Here is a 19,763-nt window from a genome sequence, read left to right on the forward strand (position 1 = left end):
TATCCGTGCAATCCCTGGCCGGGTTTATTTTTCTCAGTGCGCTCTGTGTCCCTCATTCAGCTTTCTCCAACCTTATCGCGCAGGCCTTGTATTCGGCGGTTGCGGTGACAGGGTCAAAGGCGTCATTCGTCAGCACATTTGAACATGCCTCATGAAAGTGAAAGCTCATAAAGCAGGTGCCCGGCGGGACCCTTTCCGATATCCATGTCTTTACCTTGACCCTTCCCCTGCGCGACACCGCAAGGATATATTCCCCGTCTTTTATATTCAGGTCCCTCGCGTCTTTTTCATTTACCTCGATCAACTCTTCAGGGAATATTTCCATGAATCCCGCAGACCTTCTGGTCTGAGTTGCCGTGTGATAATGCCATAGCCTTCTGCCGGTTGTAAGTACAAACGGGTATTGTTCATCAGGCACCTCTGCCGGAGGCCGCCAGTGCGCGGGCTGGAATGTGGCCTTGCCGCAGGGGAATACGTTATTACAGTAAAGATAACTGGTGCCGGGATGACGGACATCAGTGCACGGCCATTGAATCCCGTTCTGTTCAATCCTCTCATATGTGATACCGGACATGCTTGGGGTCATGCGGCGAACTTCCTCCCAAATTTCTTCCACGAATGAATATCCCATGTCATAGCCCATCCTCTTTGCAAGCTCGCATAAGATCCACCAGTCTTCCTTTGCCTGTCCCGGAGGCCCGACAGCTTTTCTGACCCGCTGAATACGCCTCTCGGTATTCGTGAAGGTGCCGTCTGTTTCAGCATAACAGGCAGCCGGCAGAACAACATGCGCATACTTCGCGGTCTCAATGAAAAAGATGTCCTGCACGATGAGAAGTTCCAGTTTCTCAAGAGCCCTGATCGTGTGCGCCTGGTTCGGTTCGGACATTACAACATTCTCACCGATAAGGTAGAGGGCTTTAATGTCACCGTGTATCATGCCGTCAAACATTGCGGGTATCTTTGTGCCTTCAGTATCATGCAGGGAACCAACATTCCATTCCTTTGCGAATTTTTCACGTATCGCCGGATCAGATACCTTCTGATATCCGGTCAGCACATCCGGCAGCACGCCCATATCACACGCGCCCTGGACATTGTTCTGTCCCCTGAGAGGATTAACGCCGGTGAACTCTTTTCCGATATTGCCGAGGAGCATTTGCAGGTTCGCGCAGGTTTTGACATTATCAGTGCCGCTGGTGTGCTCGGTAATTCCGAGGGTGTAATAAAGCGCGGCCTTCCCTGCGGTACCGAGGACCTTCGCAAACTCTATGATATCGTCAGCCGGGACCCCGCATATTTCAGAGGCGCGTTCGGGGGGATATTCGCTTACTGTCTTTTTAAGCGCTTCAAACCCCCCGGTATGATTTTCAACGAAATCTTTGTCATGCCATTCATTCTTTATGATCTCGTGCATCAGGGAATTCAGGAATGCAATATCAGAGCCTACCTTGTGCTGAAAATGCCTCGTGGCCCAGCGCGTAAGGTCGATCTTTCTGGGGTCCGCGACATAAAGCCGGCCGCCTTTTTTCACGGCCCTCTTCATGCTGTTTGCAATGACCGGATGGGTCTCAGTCGTGTTGGAGCCGATCACGAAGATGACCGGGCTGTTCTCGATCTCGCCGATCGAGTTGGTCATCGCCCCCGCGCCAAGTGTTGCGGCCAGACCGGCCACGGTAGGAGCGTGTCACGTGCGGGCGCAGTGATCGACATTGTTGGTGCCGATTGCCGCGCGCATGAATTTCATCATTATATAATTGTTTTCATTGGTGGACCTTGCGCAGCCGATACCTACGATTGAATCAGCGCCGTGGGTCTTTTTGATCTCCTTGAGTTTATCCGCGATGAAACTGAGTGCCTCATCCCAGCTCACCTCAACAAACTCGCCGTTTCTTTTTATGAGAGGGGACTTCAGGCGTTCGGGTGAATGAACAAAATCATATCCGAACCTCCCCTTTACACATAAGCTGCCCCGGTTCGGCACCGCATCCTCAACGCCTGTGACCTTTATAATTTCATTATTATTGACATGCAGATGCATCTGGCATCCAACGCCGCAATATGGACATGTGGTCCTTACTTCCTTTGTCTCCCAGTATCTTCCTTTTCCAACAGCCTTCTTTTCGATCAAGGCCCCGGTCGGGCAAAGCTGCACGCATTCACCGCAGATGACACATGAGGACTTTCCCATCGGTTTGTCAGTATCACAGACAACTGTCATCTGATTGCTGCGATACCCCATGTCAAGGACTTCATTTACGGCAATATCATTGCATCCGGCAATACAGCGGTAGCACTGGATGCACTTGTTCATGTTTTTGATTATCATCGGGCTCGATGAATCGACCGGGATGTCTTTTGGTAAAACGGGCAAACTGGATTTTTCAATACCGAGATGATAAGCGGCATCCTGAAGCTCGCACTCGCCGCTGGCCTCGCATGAAATGCAGTTGTGCTTGCCGGTGGACAAATACAGCTCGACGATCATCTTTCTTGTCTCGATGACGCGTTCGGTATTTGTGCGCACCATCATTCCGTCCCGCGCTTCAAGGGAGCAGGAGACGCGCAATCCTGGCAGGCCTTCAACTTCAACAACGCATATCCTGCATTTGCCTGCCTGTCTGGTGCGGGGGTGGTAGCAAAGGGTAGGGATGTAAATGCCATTTTCTCTCGCCGCATTCAGCACGGACCTGCCTTCTGCCGTCTGGATGCTTCTTCCGTCAATGGTTAACGTTATGTTTTTCAAATAACATCTCCAACTGGAATAGCGATACGCGTATCAATGAATTTAATTTCCATTAAATCATATGATAGCAAATATTACAGGAAGTAGAAGTCCCTGCCGGAATTGTTATGAAGTGGATGCTAATTTTTTGAAGTACTTGATCGTCTCTTTAAGTCCGTCTTCAAGCTGGATCTTCGGCTGCCATTTCAGTTTCTTTTTAGCAAGTGTAATGTCGGGCTGACGTTGTGTCGGGTCATCATGGGGCAGGGGCTCAAAGACAATTTTGGATTTTGATCTTGTTAGTTTTATGACCTTCTCGGCAAGTTCAAGGATGGTGAATTCTCCTGGGTTGCCGAGATTCACCGGGCCGGTAAAATCATCGGGGGTAGCCATGAACCTGATAAAGGCATCGACCAGATCATCAACGTAACAGAAGCTCCTCGTCTGGTCCCCTTTACCGTAGACAGTGATGGGCTTTCCCTGCAGGGCCTGCATTATGAAATTACTCACGACACGTCCGTCATTTGGATGCATCCTGGGACCGTAAGTATTAAATATCCTCGCGACTTTTATCCTAAGGTTATGCTGGCGGCGATAATCAAAGAACAGTGTCTCCGCGCACCGTTTACCCTCATCGTAACATGAGCGATAGCCGACTGGATTTACATTTCCCCAGTAAGATTCCGGCTGCGGGTGCACCCGAGGATCGCCGTAAACCTCGGAGGTTGACGCCTGAAGGATTTTTGCCCTGACCCGTTTTGCAAGTCCGAGCATATTGATTGCGCCGTGAACGGAAGTCTTAGTTGTCTGTACGGGGTCAAACTGATAATGGATCGGGGAGGCCGGGCAGGCGAGATTATAAATCTCATCAACTTCAACATATAAAGGGAAACAGACATCATGCCGCATGACTTCAAACAAAGGGTCATTAATGAAGCTCATGATATTTGATCGGCGGCCCGTGTAGAAGTTGTCAATGCACAGGACTTCATTCCCTTCTTTCAACAGCCTCTCGCAAAGATGTGAACCTAAAAATCCAGCGCCGCCTGTAACGAGTATCCTTTTCATGTCATCTCCCTTTTTAAAATTATTGTACATGAATTATTATCTTACTACATTTAATTACATTTTTAATAAGTTATCGGTGTCCTCAGATATTTACTGTAACCGCAAAAAATCGGAAAATTAAAATTCAATTTGAAATGCCGTATATTGACGGACAATTATAAAATGGGTAATATAAACGGGTTATGTAGTTGAAATTGGGGAGTCGTCCAACGGCAGGACGGCAGCCTCTGGAGCTGCTTATAGGGGTTCGAATCCTCTCTCCCCAGCCAATATAAAACAAGTAAGAGGTAAGAAGTAGGAAGTCAGAGACAATAAAGAAAGAGATTTTAACACTTCTCACATTCTTACTTCTTATTTCTCACTTCTCACTTTTTCACCGGTCCCATCGTCTAGTGGCCTAGGACGTGGCCCTCTCAAGGCTAAAACACGGGTTCGAGTCCCGTTGGGACCACCAATGATTTCAAAATCATCACTGCCTCTTATTGCTGCTGATGGCTTGCAGTAAATCCCGAAACTCTCCCGGTTCTTGGTCCAGGAAAAATTTCATTCAAAAGTTATATTCATATAATTAGAATAAATTGACACGGCCGGTATTTCATGTTAAAAAAAACTTAATAAAAAGAAGTAACAAAAAATTCTCTTGACACGGTTGATACTCCGTGGTATAAGAATTTTATTAATTCCCGAAAAGCCAAACCCTTTGCGAGAAGGGGACGGAAAGCACCGGGTCTTATGAATAGTCAGATAAGACAGCCGAGCTGCCGAAGAATAAACTTGGGCACGCTTGGCTTTTTGCATTTATGTTATTCATTTTATTGAATGAATAATTGCATCAAAAATTGTCTCATTCTAATTAAGCGTAAATAATTTCTGCTTTCCAGTAGTGGAAAGCAGAAACAGACTTTAATAACCGCATTGGTTACAAAAAACAATATGTAACTGAAAAGGCGGAGCAGTGCCTGATATATATTTTAAAACCATTCGGGAAAACAATTGATGATCTTATTTAATATGTAAGTATACAGGAATAAAAAACTTCCATGCATGGCATGGGAGTTAATAATAACTAATAAAAAAATGCGAGGTCGGGAAACCAAACACTTAGGGGCTCTTTTTGTTTAATAGCGCGGGTAAGATAAAAATACAAAAAAACGCCCCTGCGTAGCAAGGGCGTAAGCCAGTAAATGATGAGGTCGGGAAACCAAACACTTAGAGGCTTGTTTTTATTTAAGCATGTTCATATGGAGATGTCAATATTCCTTAAAATATTCAGGAGTCTTAGATGAAACGCAATAAAACATCTTTGTTATTGCCAAGCGTCGCTGCCGGATATTTCAACATACTCTTGATCCTTCTCTGCACTTTTTCATGCAGCAGCGTAGACACAATCAAACCGGGCACGGACTCTATTAACAATATGAAGGCCGCCTCCGAGAGTGAGAAAAGAAATACATTGATCCTGGAGCGGGCGATCAACGCATCCCGTCAGGAAGATTATATTCTTGGACCTGAAGACCTCGTTGAAATCGATGTTTTTGAGGTGGATGAATTAAAACGGTCTGCCAGGATCAGTTCAACCGGCTTTATCAATTTGCCCCTTATCGGCAAGATAAACGCATCGGGTCTCTCTCTGTCTGAGCTTGAAACAGAGATCAGTAAAAGACTTCAGCAGTATCTTCAGGACCCGATAGTGAGCGTATTTATAAGGGAATACAGGAGCCAGAGGATAACGGTTTTGGGCGCGGTAAAGAATCCGCAGGTACACAACGTGACCCGCCAGAAATTTTTACTTGATATGCTGTCTTATTCAGGCGGGCTTGCCGATGATGCCGGAGATTTATGTTATGTGCAGAGGGGAGGCGGCACCGTCATCATAAGCCTGGATGAGCTATTGATTAAAGGCAACACAAAGCTGAACATACCGGTTTTTGCCGAGGACGTCATTCATGTCCCGAAAGGCGGGATCGTATTTGTAGATGGAGCGGTCATAAGCCCCGGCTCATTTGTTATAAAGGGAACGGTCACATTGACGCAGGCAATTGCGATGGCCAAAGGTCTAAAGTACGAAGCATTGACAGGCCAGCTTAGAATCTATAGAAATTCCGGGACGGATGCAATGGAAACCATAGATGTGGATTATGATGCGATCCTGGCGAATAAAGGCGCTGATTTCATTTTAAAAGACAAGGATGTCGTGATTGTGCCTCAAAGCGATGCCAAGGCATTCCTGAATGGTTTTGTTAAAACAGTCAGGGGCATGGTAACTTTCGGCGGCGCCTCTGTCGGGGCGGGACTGTAGCGGAGGTGAGCTTGAATACTAAAAAATTTTCCAAGGAGAAGCAGTATGAGTAAATTAGATAGCAGTATTGAGAAGGCTTCCAGGCTGCGCTCTGATGCCGTGCAGGTAATAAGAAAAGAGCCTTTACCAGCATCAGCATTTAAAATTCACTCAGAAGATGAAGAAGATCAATCCCATTTAAGAGACTATTTTAATATACTGCTGAAAAGAAAATGGATTGTGATGGCCTTCTTTATACCGGTCGTTGTAATTGCCGCGCTTGTATCATTCTTTTCGAAACCTTTATATAAATCATCAGCGACCATCCAGATCAAGGCGGAAAGCTCGAACCTGCTCACCTTTAAAGACATTTACGGCAAGGTGCCTGACCTGGAATATTATGAAACTCAATACAACATACTGAAGAGCCATGCCCTCGCGCAAAGGGTAGTGACAAGAATGGGGGAAGAGATAGAAAGGGAGGTCGAGCTTGCATCCGGAAATATCATTGATTCAGCATTGCAGCAGATAACAGGCGAGGGTGGGGACAATCTGAAATGGGCCGACGCCGGGGCCAGGGACAGGGCATTAACGAATTACCTTGTCAGTAAAATAGAGGTGGACCCTATAAAGAAATCCCAGCTTGTGAATGTCAATTTCATATCATACGATCCGGTGCTGGGCGCCAATCTCGCCAATACAATGGCCGATGAATACATAAAGTTCACACTGGACAGTAAACTTGAGCCTACCCGGCAGGCAAAAAACAGGCTCGAACAAGAAGTTGAAGATATGAAAGTAAAGCTCGATAAATCTGAAGAGCAGCTCAACGAATACGTTAGAAGAAACCGGATTTTCTTTTTCAATAAAGAACAGAACTACGAGAATATCCTGACACAGAAACTCTCAACACTTTCCAAAGAGCTTAATCAGGCGACAACCGAGAGGATTTCCAGGGAAGCTCTTTATCAGGAAGTCGAAAAATCCGGGACCGATTACAGTTTTATCCTCCAGAACTCTCTCATACAATCTCTTACGATGGATTATATAAAGCAGGAATCGGAATACGTTAATCTTTTAAAGATACACAAACCCGATTACCCGAAGATGCTCCGTCTCAAAGAGCAGATAGAAAAAATAAAGAGCAGCATCGAGGCGGAGGAACAGAAGCTTATCAACACTCTGGATTCTGATTATAAGATAGCAGTAAAGAAGGAAGGATATCTGGCGTCCGCAATAGAAGCGCTTCATAAGGACGTTAATACTTTCCAGGAAAAGATGGGACAGTTGCAGATATTAACGAGAGAAGTCGATACGAACAGAGATCTTCATAACTCTCTTTTACAAAGACTCAAGGAAGTAGGCATAAGCACAGCGCTCACTGAAAGCAATGTGCAGGTCCTTGACAGGGCGGAAATTCCCAAGGCCCCTTTCAAACCCAATAAAGCCTTTAACATGGCTTTGGCGCTGATGTTCGGATTGTCCGGCGGAGTTTTGCTCGCCTTCTTTGTCGAATATTTTGACCGCACCATAAGGACACCTGACGATGTTGAAAAAAACTCCCCGGTCCGGGTAATAGGTATGGTGCCGATCTCCGGCCAAAAGACTGCAAAGCTTGTCTATGCTAACTCAAATAACAATGAGGCCTTTACAGAGGCTTTCAGGTCTCTAAGCACTTTTATCCAGTTTACAAATGTCTCCAGTCCGCCAAAGCAAATCCTTGTCACGAGCCCATTGCAGGGAGAAGGTAAAACCATTTTGGCAGTTAATGCCGCAATGAGCCTTGCAAATTTCCTCGGGAGGGGAGTTGTTATTGATGCCGACTTCAGGAGACCCAAGATCCACACCTTTTTTGATTTTGATAATTCCAAGGGGCTTTCATCATTTCTCACGGGGGACACGGAGCTTGAGGGATTGGCAAGAAAATCTACCCGTCCCGGACTCGATGTCATAACCAGCGGTCCGATGCCGCCAAATCCTTCCGAGCTTTTAAACTCTCTTCGCATGAGAGAGCTTGTTGAAGCGCTCTCCTCAAGCTATGACTACGTGATAATAGACTCCGCGCCGGTGCTGGGAATATCCGACAGCCTGATCCTTTCCGCCCTGGTCGAATCCGTAATATTGGTAGTTAAATCCAGCAACACGCCTGCTGATGCATTGACCCAGACATATAAGCTTTTGAACAACGTAAATGCAACGATACTCGGTGTTGTAGTAAACGGCGTTAATCCCAAGACGAAATACGGATACGCATATTATCAAAGCCCTTATGGAGACGCAGCAAAGCGCGCCGGTAAATCTGTCGGAAAACAAACATGAATATAAAAAGTCTGCCCCAATAATATCTGTGATAATACCACTGTCAAAAAACATCACGCAGAAGGGCTTATGAAAAATTATTTTTGCAAGCTTGCAGTCTCCTGCGCCCGCAAAACAGCATCCCTGATAAAGGATGCTTCAGAAAGACATGAAGTAACCCGCCAATTCGTAAGCTGTGTTTAAGAAACTTTTCTTGAACACAGATTAGTCAGAAAACATTTTGAGATATTTCGCAAGCTGAAATCAGCCCCGCAGGCTGAGCAAGGGGGATTACAATGGAAAACCATGGGAAATTTATTGGCCTTATCGGCCTTGGTTACTGGGGGAAAAATATCCTCCGTAATCTCTGCGAAATAGGGGCCCTTCACACAGCATGTGACTCCGAGCCGCTGATACTTTCAGAACGGCAGGAAAGGTTCCGGGATATAAACTTTACAACGTCCCTTGACGATGTTTTAAATGAGCCTGACATAAAGGCCGTCGCAATCGCCACTCCTGCCGCGACTCACTATGATCTTGTCAAACAAGCGCTGCTGAAAGGAAAGGATGTCTTTGTTGAAAAACCGCTTGCTTTGAGCGTCAACGAAGGTGAAGACCTTGTGGCGTTAGCCAAAAAAGAAAACAGGGTCTTGATGGTCGGGCATATACTGCAATATCATCCGGCGGTCAAAAAACTAAAAGAACTTATAGACTCCGGCGAACTCGGCAAGATCCAGTATATTTATTCGAACCGCCTTAATATCGGCAAGCTCAGGACTGAGGAAAACATACTCTGGAGTTTCGCGCCCCATGATATTTCGGTGATCCTTATGCTTCTCGGCGAGGAACCGGTAAAGGTGTCCGCCTTTGGAGGGGACTATCTGAATAGCGGAGTTTATGACACTACACTCACGACTCTGGAGTTTAAAAATGAGATCAAGAGCCATATCTTTGTCAGCTGGCTTCATCCGTATAAAGAGCAGAGGCTGATCTTTGTCGGTTCAAAGGCAATGGCGGTCTTTGACGACGTGAGCGAAGAAAAACTGTTTGTCTATCCCCATAAGATAGAGTGGAAGAACGGCAAGATCCCGGTTGCTCATAAGGCTGACTATGATGTTGTGCCGGTAGAAAAAGGCGAACCCTTAAAGCAGGAGTTAGAGCATTTCGCGGATTGTGTACTTTGGAGGAAGAGGCCGGTAACAGACGGCGTTGAGGGCCTGAAGGTATTAAAAATTCTTGATGCGGCACAGAAGGGGCTTACAAGAGGAAAAGATGCAAAAACTGAATCCAGGACCCGGAATTATCACCTGCATGAAAGCGCCTATATCGACGCTGACACCAGTATAGACGAGGGGACCAGGATATGGCATTTCTCGCATGTGCTGAAAGGGTCCCGAATAGGGAAGAACTGCATCATCGGGCAGAATGTCACCGTGGGGCCTGACGCGGTAATCGGCGACAGGTGCAAGATTCAGAACAATGTGTCGGTATATAAAGGCGTAATACTTGAAGACGAAGTTTTTTGCGGTCCCTCATGCGTATTCACAAACGTTTATAACCCCCGGGCCTTCATTGAGAGAAAGCACGAGTTCAGGCAGACGCTTGTTAAAAAAGGCGCGACCCTCGGGGCCAATTCAACTATCGTGTGCGGGGTGAAGATCGGAGAATACTCCATGATAGGCGCGGGCGCAGTCGTAAAGACCGACGTGCCGGACCACGCCATTGTAGCAGGCGTCCCTGCCAGGCAGATTGGATGGACGTGCAGGTGCGGCACGACTTTAAGATTCAATGATAAACAAGGCATCTGTGCTGACTGTGATAATGAGTACATGCTGGACAATGATCATCTCATAACAATCAAAGAAAGGGTGCTAAGCAAATGAAACAGATACCAATGCTTGATCTAAAGGGCGAATACGAATATATGAAGGCTGATATAGATTCAGCCATTAAACGGTGCCTTGAACACCAGAAGTGGGTCCTCGGCCCTGAGGTAAAGGAACTGGAGGAGACGATAGCTGGCTACGTGAATGTGAAACACTGTGTAGGGATATCTTCCGGGACCGATGCCCTGGTCCTTTCACTCAGGGCGCTTGCGATAAAAATAAAAGGCAAAGAGTATTGGGACAGGAATGATCTGATAATAACAACACCCTTTACTTTTACGGCTACAGGAGACGCGATACTCCGCGCCGGGGCGACTCCTGTATTTGTCGATATCGACCCTGTCACATACAACATCGATACAGACAGGATACTTGAATGTGTCTCATCATCAAAGGGAGAAAATTTTGTAGGCATATTGCCGGTGCATCTTTACGGCCGGGGCTGCGACATGGACAGGTTAATGGATATCGCAAGAGAATATGATCTCTTTGTCGTGGAAGACGTGGCACAGGCCTTCGGCGGAAGCCATGAGGGCAGGAAACTCGGCTCCATCGGCGCTGCGGGAATTTTCAGTTTTTTCCCTTCAAAAAATCTCGGCGGGTTTGGCGACGGAGGGATGGTTTCTACAAACGATGATGAGATAGCGGGACTGGTCCGCATGTTGTTGAAGCATGGCGGAAAAGACAAATACAACGTTGATTATGTCGGCTACAACGCGAGACTCGACACGCTTCAGGCAGCCGTGCTCCTGTCAAAGATCAAATACCTGGACGAGTTCAACAGGCGCCGGAGAAACATCGCGGAGATATATACCAGCTCTCTCACAGGCCTTGCAGGATTAATCTTACCGGGCAATAAAGCAGGGCATGTTTACCATCAATACACAGTGCGTGCATCGAGGCGTATGGAACTACAGGCATATCTCAAGGGAATGGGCATATCCACGATGATATATTATCCGTTCCCGCTGCACAGGATGAAGGTGTTTGAAGGCAGAATGAATATCCCGGGAGCATTGACCAATGCTGAAAGGGCGGCTGAAGAGGTGTTCTCACTCCCGATAGGGCCTTTGCAGAAAGATGAAGACACAAAATATGTGATTGATGCGATCAAACGGTTTGTAGAGATCAACCAGGAAAACCACAATATAGTCTCAGTTTATTAATTTACCGGAAATGGTTTCCTGCTGGGCAGGAATGACACCAGCCGGTCACTCCCATAAAAACGGGAATAAGGAAGGCAGGGCAGGCATGAAGAGTATTGCAAGCAATACACTCCAGTTCTTAAGAGACTTCATCATCAGCAACAGGCGCGTCATTGTCATCATCGTTCATCTTGCACAAGCCGCACTGGCAAATTACCTGGCATTTTTTATCAGGTTCGATACAGTCATCCCGCATGAGTATTTCAATATGCTGGTGTATTATCTCCCCGCCCTGTTGGCGATACGCCTTGTTTTTTATATTCAGGCGGGCCTCTATAAAGACATCTGGAAGTATTCAAGCATACGCGACATGGTCAAGATCATAAAATCCGTGACCGTCGGGAGCCTCTTGTTCTATATTGCAATCAGGTATTTGATCGGCAATACATCATATCCTCAGTCCATATATATACTTGACGGGTTGCTGCTCATAATTATTTCAAGCGGCAGCCGGCTTTTCATACGGGTATTCAAGGAATATCTGCACTCCCAGCATCTGGGAAAAAGAATACTTATCGTCGGCGCGGGAGATGCCGGAGTGAAAATTTTCAGGGATATAAAAAATAATCCTAAATCATACTATGAGCCCATAGGTTTTATTGATGACGATCCTTACAAGAAAGGGCTCGTGATTCACGGTGTCCCGATCTTCGGCCCGATCAGCATGATCCCCTATATTATTGAGACAAACAAGCCGGATGAAATTTTAATCACTATTTCCTCAAACAATAACGACAACATCAGGAAGATATATGAATTATGCAAGTCATACAACGTCCTGATCAAAAAGCTGCCGGGTATAAACGATATACTCGAAGGCAATATCGCCATGGCTGTAAAACTCGGGCAGCAGCTGGTCGAAGCCAATATAGTAACGGAAGATAAAGTGCAGCAGGCCCTTGAACTGCAAAAAAAGGAAGGCGGAAGGCTTGGCTCAAAGCTTATTAAACTCGGTCATATTTCTGAAGAGAACCTTGTGTCGTTCCTCAATAAGCATCTCGGCATTTCACATATAAAACCGATCTCGCTCGAAGACCTCCTGCAGAGAGAACCGGTAAGACATGATATTGAATCCGTGAGGAACTTCATCAAAGGCAAATCCGTGCTGGTGACCGGCGCGGGAGGCTCTATCGGGTCGGAGCTTTGCAGGCAGATAACAAAGTATCATCCGGCAAGCCTTGTCCTGATGGACAGATACGAAAACACCCTGTTCAGTATTGACCATGAGTTGAGGTGTAATGATGGAAACGGCAACGGGAAATCCCAGTGCAATATTGTGGCGGCAATCGGAGATATTGTTGACCCGGTGACACTGGAATATATATTTTCAAAGCATAAACCACAGATCGTTTTCCACGCGGCCGCCCACAAGCATGTGCCGCTTATGGAATATAATCCGATTGAGGCTGTAAAGAACAATATACTTGGCACCAGGAACCTCCTTGATGCCGCATCGAGACATTACGCGGAGAGTTTCGTGATGATATCAACGGACAAGGCCATAAACCCAACCAGCATTATGGGGGCCACAAAACGCGTGGCCGAGTTATTGACCCTGAACAAAAAATCCGCTTCAGGCACGAAATTTACCACTGTCAGGTTCGGAAATGTCCTCGGAAGCAACGGAAGCGTGGTCCCTATCTTCAAGGAACAGCTAAAGAAAGGCGGCCCGATAACCGTGACACATCCCGATATGAAGAGGTTTTTTATGCTCATCCCTGAAGCAGTCCAGCTTGTTCTGCTGGCAGCTTCATCAGGAAACGGCGGTGAGATATTTGTACTTGATATGGGACACCAGATTAAGATAAACGACCTTGCTGAAAGCATCATAAGACTTTCAGGTTTTATTCCTCACAAGGAGATCAAGATAATGTACACCGGTCTGAGGCCCGGTGAAAAGCTGTATGAAGAACTTTTTGACGTATCTGAAAAAATAATTCCCACTTTCCATAAAAAACTCAGGATAGCCGTACCCGGTCCCCTGCCCATTGAAAACCTCAATGAATATATTTCAGAATTTGAGGGCATTGTTTCCAATTATGCTGTTGACAGCATAATTCCCGCCATCCAAAAAGTTGTGCCGAATTATGGCAATGGCAACATGTCATATGCCGAGCATCATATAGGGGTGTAATTACTACACCGTCTTGATATTCGTTGTTTGCAGCAGTTCTTGTTCGTGAAAGCATAAGCACACTCTTGTCATAAAAAGGGGGAGTGAAATGTACTGGATAGTAATAATAATTGCTTTTGTCGTTGGAGGCTTCATTGGGATTGCAGTCATGTCCGCCCTGTTCGTTTCAAGAAGGGAGGAAGACAAGATGAACGGCGGTCCAGCGTCTTTTGCAAGGAAGGAAATGCAAGAGAAGATCAGGGAGAATATTATTTAAGATGCATGTGTTCTTACAAAAGGAGGGAATATGAAAGCCGTAATACTCGCTGGAGGCTTTGGCACGCGCCTAACTGAAGAAACCGTTATGAGACCCAAGCCAATGGTAGAGATCGGCGGTAAACCGATCCTCTGGCACATTATGAAAATCTATTCCGCATACGGTATCAATGACTTCATTATCTGCTGCGGTTATAAAGGATACATGATCAAGGAATACTTTTCGAAATATTTTATTTACACATCCGATGTCACCTTTGATCTGAAGAACAACAATATAAGCGTCCACAAGAACGGCGTGGAGCCCTGGAAAGTCACGTTGGTAGATACCGGTGAAAATACAATGACCGGCGGAAGGCTCAAAAGGGTCAGGGACTATATCGGCGGGGAGACCTTCTGCTTTACCTATGGAGACGGCGTGAGTGACGTCAATATTGAAAAGTTGATCGATTTCCACAAATCCCGGAAGACGTCGGCCACTCTGACGGCGGTCCAGCCGCCGGGAAGATTCGGCATCATAAACATCAATGAGGACCAGGACAAGATAATAAGCTTTAAAGAAAAACCCGCAGGTGACGGCACATGGATAAATGCCGGGTTCTTTGTGCTTGAACCCGAGGTGTTTGATTATATATCCGGCGACTCGACCGTGTGGGAGCAGGAACCGATGCAGAGTCTCGCGCGTAAAGGGACATTATCCGCATTTAAATATTCCGGCTTCTGGCACGCGATGGACACCCTGCGGGACAGGAACGTCCTTGAAGAACTATGGAACTCGGGGAAAGCGCCCTGGAAGGTCTGGTAGCAGAATGATAACTTCTGATTTTCTTGTTGTCGGGGGCGGGATAATAGGGATCAATATTGCGAGAGAGTTGAAAAGGCAGTTTTCAGATTCGAAAATTGTCCTTATTGAAAAAGAGCAGGAATGCGGGCTGCACGCAAGCGGGCGAAACAGCGGCGTGCTTCACGCGGGCTTTTATTACTCTCCTGACAGCCTCAAGGCAAAATTCACAAGGCTCGGCAATAAGATGATGACGCAATACTGTGAATCAAGGAACCTCAGTATAAATAAAAACGGCAAACTCGTTGTTGCAAAGGGTCCCGAAGACCTCCCATTTCTCGACAAGCTGTTGAAAAGGGGCAGAGACAACGGCGTGCAATTAGAGGACATTACAGAGGATGAAGCTGTGAGAATAGAGCCGAGGGTGAAGACCTTCGGGAGGGCCATCTTTTCACCTTCAACATCGACCGTTGACCCGAACGCGGTCATGCGTGCGATGAAACTTGACGCAATAAAAGAAGGAGTGGAGGTCCATTCCGGCGTCTGTTTCACAAAGAAAAAGGGCAGGGACATTGTGACATCCGCCGGCATATTCCAGACAGGTTACCTGGTAAACTGCGCCGGTCTTTACGCTGATGAAATCGCCATGGAATTCGGCTTCTCGGAAAGATACCGCATCCTTCCGTTTAAAGGGCTGTACTTATATTCCGGGGAGCCGGCAGGTTCGCTGCGCACAAATATTTATCCGGTCCCGGACCTGCGGAACCCGTTTTTAGGGGTCCATTTCACTGCTACGGTTGACGGGAAAATTAAAATAGGCCCTACGGCCATACCCGCGTTCTGGCGTGAGCAATACAGTTTTTTTAAGAATTTCAACTTTTCAGAGTTCCTTGAGATCCTGGGGAGGGAAGCGGGACTTTTTATATTTTCCGGTTTTGATTTCAGGATACTCGCGTTTGAGGAAGTAAAAAAGTATTCGCGCAAGCGCATGGTGGCGCTGGCTGCACAGCTTGTAAAAGAAATCAAAACGGAAAACTACAGGAGCTGGGGCAAGCCCGGCATACGCGCGCAGTTATTGGACATAAAAAGGAAAAAACTTGAAATGGATTTTGTCATCGAGGGTGATGACAGGTCCATGCACGTATTAAATGCCGTGTCCCCCGCGTTCACCTGCTCCATCCCGTTTTCGCAATACGTCTGCGGGGAAATACAGTCACGGTTGAATTGAATGTTATCAATGGCTGAAATGAAAGCCTGTTACAGAATTTCTATAATCGACATGATTTTTAAATTTATGTTTAATGCCATTCAAGATATTTTCTTGACCCTATGCTCTTTGCTCCATGCCCCTGGTTTTTTTCAAGAGGTGTCGTATAGAAATTCTTCCACAGCCTTCCATTTCAGCGGCCATTGGAACGTGGTCATGAATAATGCTGCTTAAAGGAGAAGAAATGAAGATATTGATTACCGGAAACATGGGTTACATCGGGCCGTGCGTAGTGCAGCGGTTGAGGGCTTCTTGTCCCGGCGCTGTATTGGCGGGACTGGACACGGGATATTTTGCGAGCTGCCTGACAAACGCGGAAATACTCCCCGAGTGCAGGGTTGATATGCAGTATTTCGCGGACGTGCGAAAACTTCAAATGGACATACTTAAAGACGTGGACGCAATAGTGCACCTCGCGGCAATATCAAACGACCCGATGGGCAATACTTTTGAAAAGGTGACCCATGACATCAATTATCTTGCAAGCATCAGCCTTGCAGAGAAAGCGAAAGAAGCCGGGGTAAAAAGTTTTGTGTACGCGTCAAGCTGCAGCATGTACGGCGCAGCGGATGACGGGCCGCGCACCGAAAGGTCTGCGCTTAATCCGCTTACCGCGTACGCGAGATCAAAGGTCGCAACTGAAAGGGACCTTGAAAATCTGGCGGACAATAAATTTAAAGTAACTTCACTAAGGTTCTCCACAGCGTGCGGCTTTAGCGAGCGGTTAAGGCTGGACCTGGTGCTGAATGACTTTGTCGCGTGCGCAGTCTCTACAAAGAAGATCACCATCTTAAGCGACGGAACGCCGTGGAGGCCGCTAATAAATATAAAGGACATGGCAAAGGCGATAGACTGGGCGGTAAGCAGGGACCCGCGCAACGGCGGAGACTTTCTTGCCGTCAATGTCGGCAGCGATGAATGGAACTTTCAGGTCAAGGAACTTGCGGAGGCTGTTGCGGCTGTAATTCCGGGTGTGGATGTTTCAATTAACAAGGATGCGCAGCCGGACAAGCGTTCTTACAGGGTGAACTTTGAACTGTTCAGAAAACTGGCCCCGGACCATCAGCCCGTAGTTGATATAAAGACAACGGTCAGGGAATTAAAAGAGGGCCTTGAGGCAATGCACTTCAGTAACGGTAATTTCCGCAACTCGAACTTTATGAGACTGAAGGCGCTCAATCACTTAAGAGAGCGGGGGTTATTGACGGAGGACCTTGAATGGGCAACGAACGGGTGAAAGAGATAATCATGGATTTTTCAAAATCCGGCGCACTCAAGAAGAAGTTTCATGAGATCATCCCCGGCGGTGCGCATACTTATGCCAAAGGGGACGATCAGTTCCCGGAATTCGCGCTGCCGTACATTGTCAGAGGCGAGGGCTGTCATGTGTGGGACGCGGACGGAAATGAATTTATAGAATACGGCATGGGGCTCCGCGCCGTCACGCTGGGACACGCGTACAAGACGGTTGTAGATGCCGCGTGCCGGCAGATGCTGCTTGGCAGTAATTTTAACAGGCCGTCGGTGATCGAGCTTGAGTGCGCGGAGGAATTGTTAAGCCTGATCGAAGGGGCCGAGATGGTGAAGTTCGGCAAGAACGGATCGGACGTCACAAGCGCGGCGATAAAACTTTCGCGGGCCTATACGGGCAGGGATATTGCCGCGATCTGCGGGGACCATCCTTTTTTCTCCGCAGACGACTGGTTTATCGGGACCACGCCGATGTCTTCAGGTATTCCAAAGGCCGTACAGGACTTGACGGTCAAGTTTAAATATAACGACATCGAAAGCGTTAAAACACTTTTTCAGCAGCATCACGGCAAGATCGCCTGTTTAATTATGGAGCCTGAAAAGGACAAGGAACCGGTAAATAATTTCCTTCATGAAGTGCAGAAGATCTGCAGAGAGAACGGGACCGTTTTTGTTCTGGATGAAATGATCACAGGGTTCCGCTGGAACAACGGAGGGGGACAGGGCTATTACAATATAACCCCGGACCTGTCAGCCTTTGGCAAAGCCATGGGCAACGGCTTTTCCGTGTCGGCATTGGCAGGCAAGAGAGAGTTGATGCAGTTAGGCGGGCTTAGCCATAACAGGGAACGTGTCTTCCTGCTTTCTTTAACGCATGGCGCGGAGACCCATTCTCTGGCAGCCGCCCTTGAGACAATGAGGATATATATACGGGAACCGGTCGTAGATTTCCTCTGGCTTCAGGGTGAGAGGCTCTCGAAAGGGATCAACAGGGCCATTGATGAACACAGGCTTAACGGTTTTTTCGAGATCATTGGAAAACCCTGCTGTCTTGTATATGCAACGCGTGATAAAGATATGAAGCCTTCTCAGGCCTTCAGGACATTGCTCCTGCACGAAACAATGAAACGCGGCATCATGGCCACCAGTCTTGTCGTCAGCTACTCTCACACCGATGCCGATATTGACAGGACAATAGATGCCTTTTACGAAGTTTTATACATCTACCGCAAGGCGCTGGATGAAGGCATAGATAAATATTTCACGGGAAGGCCTGTAAAACCGGTGTGGCGCAGGCACAATTAGCGGTGGTCTATAACTTCTGCCATTTCATTGAAGTCAGTGAATCCGAAATGCCGACCAACAAAAAGGAGTCCACTATGAACAATAACTACTCATGCCGGTTTTGCGGCAACGAGCTGAGATATACCTTTGTAGATTTGGGCATGTCGCCGCTTGCCAATTCATATCTGAGGCCGGAACAGCTTCAGCAGGCAGAGGCTTTTTATCCCCTGCACACATATGTCTGCGAGAAATGCTGTCTGGTCCAATTGCCGGAGATGCAGTCACCGGAAAATATCTTCAGTGATTATGCTTACTTCTCTTCTTATTCGGAATCATGGCTGAGACACGCAAAGGACTATACAGATCTGATGATAGACAAATTCGGATTTGACGGTGAAAGCCGTGTCATTGAGATCGCCAGCAATGACGGGTATCTGCTTCAATACTTCAAACAACGCGGAGTGCCGGTGTTAGGGATAGAGCCCGCTAAGAACGTCGCAAAAGCGGCGCAGGATGCCGGGATACCGACCCTTGTAAAATTCTTTGGCACGCAGACGGCCGCGGAATTGGCGGCAGAGGGCAAATACGCGGACCTCCTGATAGGCAATAATGTATTGGCGCATGTGCCGGGCCTCAATGATTTTGTCAAAGGCATGAAGATCATCCTGAAGCCGCGCGGGACCATCACGATGGAGTTCCCGCATTTAATGCGGCTGATGGAAGAGAACCAGTTTGATACTATCTACCATGAACATTATTCATACTTTTCTTTAATAGCAGTAAATAAAATATTCGCGGCGCACGGTCTGAAAATATTCGACGTGAAAGAACTGCCGACCCACGGCGGCTCCCTGAGGATATTTGCCTGTCACAAAGGGGATGATTCACGGCCTGAAGACCAAAGCGTAAGCGATCTCATCAGCAAGGAAGATGATTACGGTTTGACCGTGCTGGAACACTACCTGTCGTTCGGCGAAAAAGTAAAGGCGACCAAGAGAAATATCCTGAATTTCATGATCAATGATAAAAGCCGGGGAAAATCTTTTGCGGGTTACGGCGCGCCCGCAAAGGGCAACACACTTCTGAATTATTGCGGCATCAGGTCTGACTTCATAGACTTTACAGTTGACCGGAGTCCGCACAAGCAGGGGCATTTCCTGCCTGGCGTCCACATCCCGATCTGCGGGCCTGAGAAGATAAATGAAATAAGGCCGGATTACCTGGTCATCCTCCCGTGGAACCTGAAAGACGAGATCATGAAGCAGATGTCCCACATTCGCGAATGGGGCGGACAGTTCGTGGTGCTGATCCCTGAAGTAGAGGTTTTTTAG

At 47.1% G+C, this 19,763-nt stretch carries 13 protein-coding genes, 2 tRNA genes and 1 riboswitch; of the genes, 13 read left to right on the forward strand and 2 right to left on the reverse strand.

Annotated elements, in window-relative coordinates; genetic code table 11:
- Positions 1-52: 52 nt before the first annotated feature.
- Both fdhF and HZB61_02915 read right to left on the reverse strand, forming a co-directional pair.
- Positions 53-2,746, reverse strand: coding sequence for a formate dehydrogenase subunit alpha (gene fdhF / locus HZB61_02910; GenBank protein MBI5055554.1), 2,694 nt, complete (start codon positions 2,744-2,746; stop codon positions 53-55).
- 105 nt (positions 2,747-2,851) lie between these two features.
- Positions 2,852-3,793 (reverse strand): SDR family oxidoreductase, encoded by a 942-nt coding sequence (locus tag HZB61_02915; protein ID MBI5055555.1) that lies wholly within the window; start codon positions 3,791-3,793, stop codon positions 2,852-2,854.
- 195 nt (positions 3,794-3,988) lie between these two features.
- On the opposite strand from HZB61_02915, the gene HZB61_02920 reads away from it, so the two are divergent.
- The 13 genes from HZB61_02920 to HZB61_02980 all read left to right on the forward strand — a co-directional run bounded on the left by HZB61_02920 (position 3,989) and on the right by HZB61_02980 (position 19,763).
- Positions 3,989-4,062 (forward strand) — tRNA-Gln (locus HZB61_02920).
- Between the two features lie 109 nt (positions 4,063-4,171).
- A tRNA-Glu gene (locus HZB61_02925) sits at positions 4,172-4,247 on the forward strand.
- A gap of 226 nt (positions 4,248-4,473) precedes the next feature.
- A riboswitch (cyclic di-GMP riboswitch) is annotated at positions 4,474-4,559 on the forward strand.
- A gap of 516 nt (positions 4,560-5,075) precedes the next feature.
- Positions 5,076-6,092, forward strand: coding sequence for a polysaccharide biosynthesis/export family protein (locus tag HZB61_02930; protein MBI5055556.1), 1,017 nt, complete (start codon positions 5,076-5,078; stop codon positions 6,090-6,092).
- A 45-nt stretch (positions 6,093-6,137) separates the two neighbouring features.
- Positions 6,138-8,390 carry a polysaccharide biosynthesis tyrosine autokinase gene (locus HZB61_02935; protein MBI5055557.1) on the forward strand — a complete coding sequence of 751 codons (2,253 nt, stop codon included), beginning with the start codon at positions 6,138-6,140 and terminating at the stop codon, positions 8,388-8,390.
- Between the two features lie 275 nt (positions 8,391-8,665).
- On the forward strand, positions 8,666-10,252 hold the full coding sequence (locus tag HZB61_02940) for a Gfo/Idh/MocA family oxidoreductase (GenBank protein ID MBI5055558.1): 1,587 nt from the start codon (positions 8,666-8,668) through the stop codon (positions 10,250-10,252).
- Positions 10,249-11,421, forward strand: a complete 1,173-nt coding sequence (locus HZB61_02945; protein MBI5055559.1) for a DegT/DnrJ/EryC1/StrS family aminotransferase — start codon at positions 10,249-10,251, stop codon at positions 11,419-11,421. The genes HZB61_02940 and HZB61_02945 overlap by 4 nt, the downstream gene beginning before the upstream one ends.
- Positions 11,422-11,452: 31 nt before the next feature.
- Complete coding sequence (locus HZB61_02950) at positions 11,453-13,594, forward strand: polysaccharide biosynthesis protein (protein MBI5055560.1); 2,142 nt, start codon at positions 11,453-11,455, stop codon at positions 13,592-13,594.
- 88 nt (positions 13,595-13,682) lie between these two features.
- Positions 13,683-13,850, forward strand: a complete 168-nt coding sequence (locus tag HZB61_02955) for a hypothetical protein (GenBank protein MBI5055561.1) — start codon at positions 13,683-13,685, stop codon at positions 13,848-13,850.
- Positions 13,851-13,880: 30 nt separating this feature from the next.
- On the forward strand, positions 13,881-14,654 hold the full coding sequence (rfbF, locus tag HZB61_02960; protein ID MBI5055562.1) for a glucose-1-phosphate cytidylyltransferase: 774 nt from the start codon (positions 13,881-13,883) through the stop codon (positions 14,652-14,654).
- 4 nt (positions 14,655-14,658) lie between these two features.
- Positions 14,659-15,858: an L-2-hydroxyglutarate oxidase gene (lhgO, locus tag HZB61_02965; GenBank protein MBI5055563.1), complete on the forward strand. Its 1,200-nt coding sequence runs from the start codon at positions 14,659-14,661 to the stop codon at positions 15,856-15,858.
- A gap of 223 nt (positions 15,859-16,081) precedes the next feature.
- Positions 16,082-17,134 (forward strand): SDR family oxidoreductase, encoded by a 1,053-nt coding sequence (locus HZB61_02970; protein MBI5055564.1) that lies wholly within the window; start codon positions 16,082-16,084, stop codon positions 17,132-17,134.
- 11 nt (positions 17,135-17,145) lie between these two features.
- Positions 17,146-18,453, forward strand: a complete 1,308-nt coding sequence (locus HZB61_02975; protein MBI5055565.1) for a glutamate-1-semialdehyde 2,1-aminomutase — start codon at positions 17,146-17,148, stop codon at positions 18,451-18,453.
- Between the two features lie 74 nt (positions 18,454-18,527).
- Positions 18,528-19,763 (forward strand): class I SAM-dependent methyltransferase, encoded by a 1,236-nt coding sequence (locus tag HZB61_02980; GenBank protein ID MBI5055566.1) that lies wholly within the window; start codon positions 18,528-18,530, stop codon positions 19,761-19,763.

It is taken from the genome of Nitrospirota bacterium, from assembly GCA_016214845.1.
Taxonomy (GTDB): domain Bacteria; phylum Nitrospirota; class Thermodesulfovibrionia; order UBA6902; family UBA6902; genus SURF-23.